At 70.6% G+C, this 4,743-nt stretch carries 4 protein-coding genes; 3 read left to right on the forward strand and 1 reads right to left on the reverse strand.

Translation table 11 applies throughout. From position 1 onward, the window contains the following. Positions 1–41 precede the first annotated feature (41 nt). Genes D7X12_RS39400 through D7X12_RS39410 form a run of 3 tightly spaced genes read left to right on the forward strand, consistent with a single transcriptional unit; the run spans position 42 to position 3,028 of the window. On the forward strand, positions 42–704 hold the full coding sequence (locus D7X12_RS39400) for an ABC transporter ATP-binding protein (RefSeq protein ID WP_244225056.1): 663 nt from the start codon (positions 42–44) through the stop codon (positions 702–704). After that, a complete protein-coding gene (locus tag D7X12_RS39405) occupies positions 701–1,867 on the forward strand; it encodes an ABC transporter permease (RefSeq protein ID WP_120630292.1) in 1,167 nt (388 codons plus the stop codon). Before D7X12_RS39400 ends, D7X12_RS39405 begins: the two co-directional genes overlap by 4 nt. A gap of 3 nt (positions 1,868–1,870) precedes the next feature. Further along, positions 1,871–3,028 carry an ABC transporter permease gene (locus D7X12_RS39410; RefSeq protein WP_120630293.1) on the forward strand — a complete coding sequence of 386 codons (1,158 nt, stop codon included), beginning with the start codon at positions 1,871–1,873 and terminating at the stop codon, positions 3,026–3,028. Positions 3,029–3,044: 16 nt separating this feature from the next. Here the strand turns inward: D7X12_RS39410 and D7X12_RS39415 are convergent, their stop codons facing one another. Continuing rightward, complete coding sequence (locus D7X12_RS39415; protein WP_147443947.1) at positions 3,045–4,364, reverse strand: hypothetical protein; 1,320 nt, start codon at positions 4,362–4,364, stop codon at positions 3,045–3,047. Positions 4,365–4,743 lie beyond the last annotated feature (379 nt).

The following is a 4,743-nucleotide window of genomic DNA, read 5'->3' on the forward strand; positions in this document are numbered from 1 at the left end:
GGTCCACCCCGGCCAGCACGGGCACCTCCACCGTGCCGCCCATGGTCCGCCTGCGGGGCGTGTCCAAGACGTACCGGCGCGGCACGGTGGAGGTGCCCGTGCTGGCCGGGGTGGACCTGTCCATCGACACCGGCGCCTTCGAGGCCTTCATGGGCCCCTCCGGCTCCGGCAAGTCCACGCTGCTCAACCTCATCTCCGGGTTGGACAGGCCCACCACCGGAGTCGCCGAGGTGGCCGGCCGCGACCTGGCCCAGCTGGATGACCGAGAGCTGAGCGACTGGCGCGCCGCCCACGTGGGCTTCGTCTTCCAGCTCTACAACCTCATCCCCGTGCTCACCGCGGCGGAGAACGTGGAGCTGCCGCTGCTGCTCACGCCGCTGTCGCGCGCTGAGCGGCGCCGGCACGTGGCCGCCGCGCTGGAGCTGGTGGGCCTGTCCCACCGCGTGGGCCACCGACCGCCGCAGCTGTCCGGCGGCGAGCAGCAGCGCGTGGCCATTGCCCGCGCCATCGTCACGGACCCGGACCTCATCATCGCGGACGAGCCCACGGGGGACCTGGACCGCAAGGCGGCCGAGGCCGTGTTGGACCTCTTCGAGGTGCTCCACCGGGACCTGCACAAGACGCTCGTCATGGTGACGCATGATCCGCATGCCGCGCAGCGCGCCGGGCGCGTCCACCACCTGGACAAGGGGGTGCTCCAGTGAACTACGTGGGACTCGCGGGGCGGGATCTGCTGCGCAACCCGCTGCGCCTGACGCTGACCATCCTCGCGGGCGCGGTGGGCGTGACGGCCTTCATCTTCCTGCGCACCGTCATCGACCTCTTCTACTTCGGTGCGCAGGCCGCGCAGGTGGACCGGCTCATCGTCCGCAACAAGGTGTCCATCACCCAGCCCCTGCCCCTGTCGTATTACGCGCGCATCGCGGCGCTGCCGGGCGTCACCGCCGTCACCCACCAGGAGTGGTTCGGCGGCTCGCTGGGCGAGTCGCGCAAGGACTTCTTCGCCAACTTCGCCATCGACCCCGACACCTTCCTGGAGGTCTTCCCCGAGTACGCCACCACGCCCCAGGAGCTCGCCGCCCTCCGCGGCGACCCGTGCGGCGCGCTCGTCGGGGAGAAGCTGGCCCGGCGCTTCGGCTGGAAGCCAGGAGACCGGGTGACGCTCAAGGGGACAATCTACCCCGGAGACTGGACGCTCAACGTGCGCGGCATCTACACCGGCACGCGCCCGGGGGCGGACACCACGGCGCTGGTGTTCGGTTACCGCTGCCTCAACGAGAGCGCCATGTTGCCCCAGGCCATGAAGGACAAGGCCGGCATCTACGCGGTGCGGGTGGATGATCCGGCGCGCTCGGGCGAGGTGGCGGCGGCCATCGACCGCATGTTCGACAACAGCCCGTTCCCGACGAAGACGGAGAGCGAGAAGGCCTTCCAGCTGGGCTTCGTGGCCATGTCGTCCGCCATCCTCACCGCGGTGAAGGTGGTGTCCACCGTCATCCTGCTCATCATCCTGCTCGTCATCGGCAATACGCTGGCCATGGGGGTGCGCGAGCGCACCCGTGACATCGCCACGTTGCGCGCCATGGGCTTCCGCCCGCGCACCGTGGTGGCGCTGGTGCTGGCCGAGTCCTCCGTCATCGGCCTGTGCGCCGCGGCGCTGGGCGTGGCGGCCGCGCCGGTGCTGGTCAACGCCTTCGGGAAGCTCATCGCCGCGCAGTTCGGCCAGCTGCCGGACCACCTCATGCGCGGGCGCACGCTGGTCGTCTCCGCGCTCGCGGCGGTGGTGGTGGCGCTGCTGGCGGGCCTGGGGCCGGCCCTGCGCGCGGCGCGGCTGCCGGTGGCCGAAGGCCTGCGCAAGGTGGCCTGAGCCATGGTGCCGCTCTTCTACAACGCGCGCAGCCTGTGGGCGCGCCGGCTGTCCACCGGCCTCACGGTGGTGGGCCTGGGGCTCGTCGTCTTCGTCTTCTCCTCGGTGCTGATGCTGGCCAACGGCATCGAGTCCGCGCTGGCGTCGGGCGGGGACGCCTCCAACGTCGTCGTCCTGCGCAAGGGGGCCACCAGCGAGCTCGTCAGCGGCGTGGAGCGGGACGCGGTGCGCGTCCTCTCCACGGACCCGGAGGTGGCGTCCGGGCCTGACGGCGCGCCGCTGGTGGCCGGGGAGCTGGTGGTGCTGGTGACGCTGCCGCGCGGGGGCACCCAGGCGATGAACACCACGGCGCGCGGCATCAGCGCGGGGAGCTTCGCGGCGCGGCCGGAGGTCCAGCTCGTCTCCGGGCGCAAGCCCCGGCCGGGCACCCACGAGGTGGCGCTGGGCCGCTCCCTCGTGGGCTCCTCGCCGGAGGCCCGGCCCGGCGGAGCGCTGCGCTTCGCCCAGCAGCGCTGGCCGGTGGTGGGCATCTTCGAGGCCCGGGGCGGCGCCTTCGAATCCGAGCTGTGGACGGACGCCCGGCGCCTGGGTGCGGCCTTCGGGCGCGACGACTACAGCTCCGCGCTGGTGCGGCTGCGCTCGCCCTCGGAGGCGGACGCCTTCGCGAAGCGCGTGGAGGCCGACCCGCGCCTCACGCTGGAGGGCAAGCCGGAGCCGGCGTACTGGGCGGACCAGGCCAGCGGGCTGGCCACCTTCATCCGCGTGCTGGGCCTCTTCGTGTCCTTCGTCTTCAGCGTGGGCGCGGTGCTGGGCGCGATGATCACGATGTACGCCCAGGTGGCGACGCGCATCGCGGAGCTGGGCATGCTGCGCGCGCTGGGCTTCCGGCGGCGCAGCGTGCTGGCCAGCGTGGTGGTGGAGTCCGCCATGCTGGGCGCCGCGGGCGGGGTGCTGGGAGCCCTGGGCGCGCTGGCCACGCGGTGGATCCACATCCGCACGCTGAACTTCCAGACCTTCTCCGAGGTGGGCTTCGGCTTCTCGCCCACGCCCGGCATCGTCCTGGGCGCGGTGCTGTTCGGCACGCTGATGGGGCTCATCGGCGGGCTGCTGCCCGCGCTGCGCGCCGCGCGCCTGTCCATCCTCGACGCGCTGCGCGCCTGAGCGCCGCGACGCCGCCTCAGGGATGCGTCGCGCCTCGGTCCTCATGGTTCTGGAGGAGCGCGGTGAACCACTGTTGCTTGCGCACGGCGCCCAGGCGGGCATCGCTCCTGAGTCGCTCAACCTCCGGCAGCGCCCCATGCTCTCGCGCCCGATGGAGCCACGCACGGCAGTCCTGCTCATGCCCCGTGCGCGCCGCGATGCAGGCCAACTCGTAGGCGGCGGAGCCAGGTTTTATCCCTTCCGCCTTTTCGAGCTTCTGGCGCGCCAGTTCGAACAGGTGCTCCGCCTCCTCGCCCTTCTTCAGGAGGGCCAACACCAACAGGGCCCGGAGGGAGAGCACGGAGCTCCAAGCAAGGAGGTCCTGGTACCTGTCCGGCCTGAGACGAACGGCCTCGGCGAACTTCTGCTCGCCCTGCGCGAACAGGCGGTCCGACTTCCCGGTGTCCCCCATCAAACTGCCCAGGGCCCGATGACAGAGCGAAACCCCCCAAGCACCGAAGGCCTCGGGCATGTCCGGCTTGAGACGAACGGCCTCGGCGAACTTCTGCTCGCCCTGCGCGAACAGGCGGTCCGAATCCGCGCCCTCCTTCATCGCTTGATTGCACAGCGCGACGCCTTGAGTGAGGTATTCCCTGGCGAGTGGCTCCTGCAGGGCTGGATCCGGGCCCACACCGCCTTGCAGGTGGACGAGCAGCTCCCCCAGCCGGCTCCGTGGGACCATGGAGGCGGCGCTGATTCGGACGGGCTCCCAGATGCTCCAGCGCATCAGCTCCGGCAGCTCCGACAAACCCAGCTCGGCGATCAGCGGCTGATAGATCTGCATGGCCAACTCGAACTGCGCGCGGCCCTGCGGGCCCACCAGGTGCTCAATCCACGCTCCTTCGGAGAGCTGGCCCATGAGGTACGCCTGCGCGGAGTCCTGGATCCGAGAATCCACCGTCAGGTGGGGATCGCCGTTTCCATCGACGACGGAGACGATCATCGCCGCGAACAAGCCATGCTGGATTGACGGCAGGCCGCTCGTCGCAGACGGGAAGCCGCCGGGGGATGACAGTGTCAGACTCGGATTCGCTCCGATGGATGCCAGGATGCCGTTGAGGCCACTGACCGTCTCTGCTTCCGCCTGGCGGTCCGCCGCCTGCATCCGGACTGCGGACTGCATCCCCTGAAGTTCCTGTCGGAGTGCCGCGACCGTCTCCGGGGTGAACTCGCGGAATTGGAGACGGGCTCCGAGTGTCGCGACTGCCGGGTTCTCAAGAAACACGCGATACAGAGCGTCGAGGCTGGCACTGTTCGTCGTTCGTCCTACACCTTCAAACCCGAGACGTGGATCCATGACACCCGTGAAGCTCTGTACGGGCGGGACCACTGACAACCCGCTTCTTGATCCAGGGCACCCTCGAGCAGGAGGCAGGGCCTTGGCTAACCTACTCGAGCGCCGCCCACAGGCCACCGTCCGGCACGATGCCGTGCTGGAGCGCTTCTGGCCAGGGACGGACGGCCCACGGTTCCGCCAGAAGCTGAGGGCTATCGCCGAGGGGGGCGAGGGCGTCCGTGTCGACATGAAGGAGGCCCACGTCACGCCGCTCGAACTCTTCCGCACGGCCCGCTGGCTCGCGGATTCCTGCAGTTCTGGCAGGAGAGGGCCGGTGCACCGTATCCGCCCGGTCCTTCCATGTCTTGGTAGGGGGCGGGAAGCCGGGGGGCATGGCAGG

Source organism: Corallococcus sicarius, assembly GCF_003611735.1.
In the GTDB taxonomy this organism is placed as follows: domain Bacteria; phylum Myxococcota; class Myxococcia; order Myxococcales; family Myxococcaceae; genus Corallococcus; species Corallococcus sicarius.

Bases quoted from the DNA above. Each gene is read 5' to 3' on its own strand.
- D7X12_RS39410 (WP_120630293.1), top strand. From the start codon at position 1,871: ATGGTGCCGCTCTTCTACAACGCGCGCAGCCTGTGGGCGCGCCGGCTG.
- D7X12_RS39400 (WP_244225056.1), top strand. From the start codon at position 42: ATGGTCCGCCTGCGGGGCGTGTCCAAGACGTACCGGCGCGGCACGGTG.
- D7X12_RS39415 (WP_147443947.1), bottom strand. From the start codon at position 4,364: ATGGATCCACGTCTCGGGTTTGAAGGTGTAGGACGAACGACGAACAGT.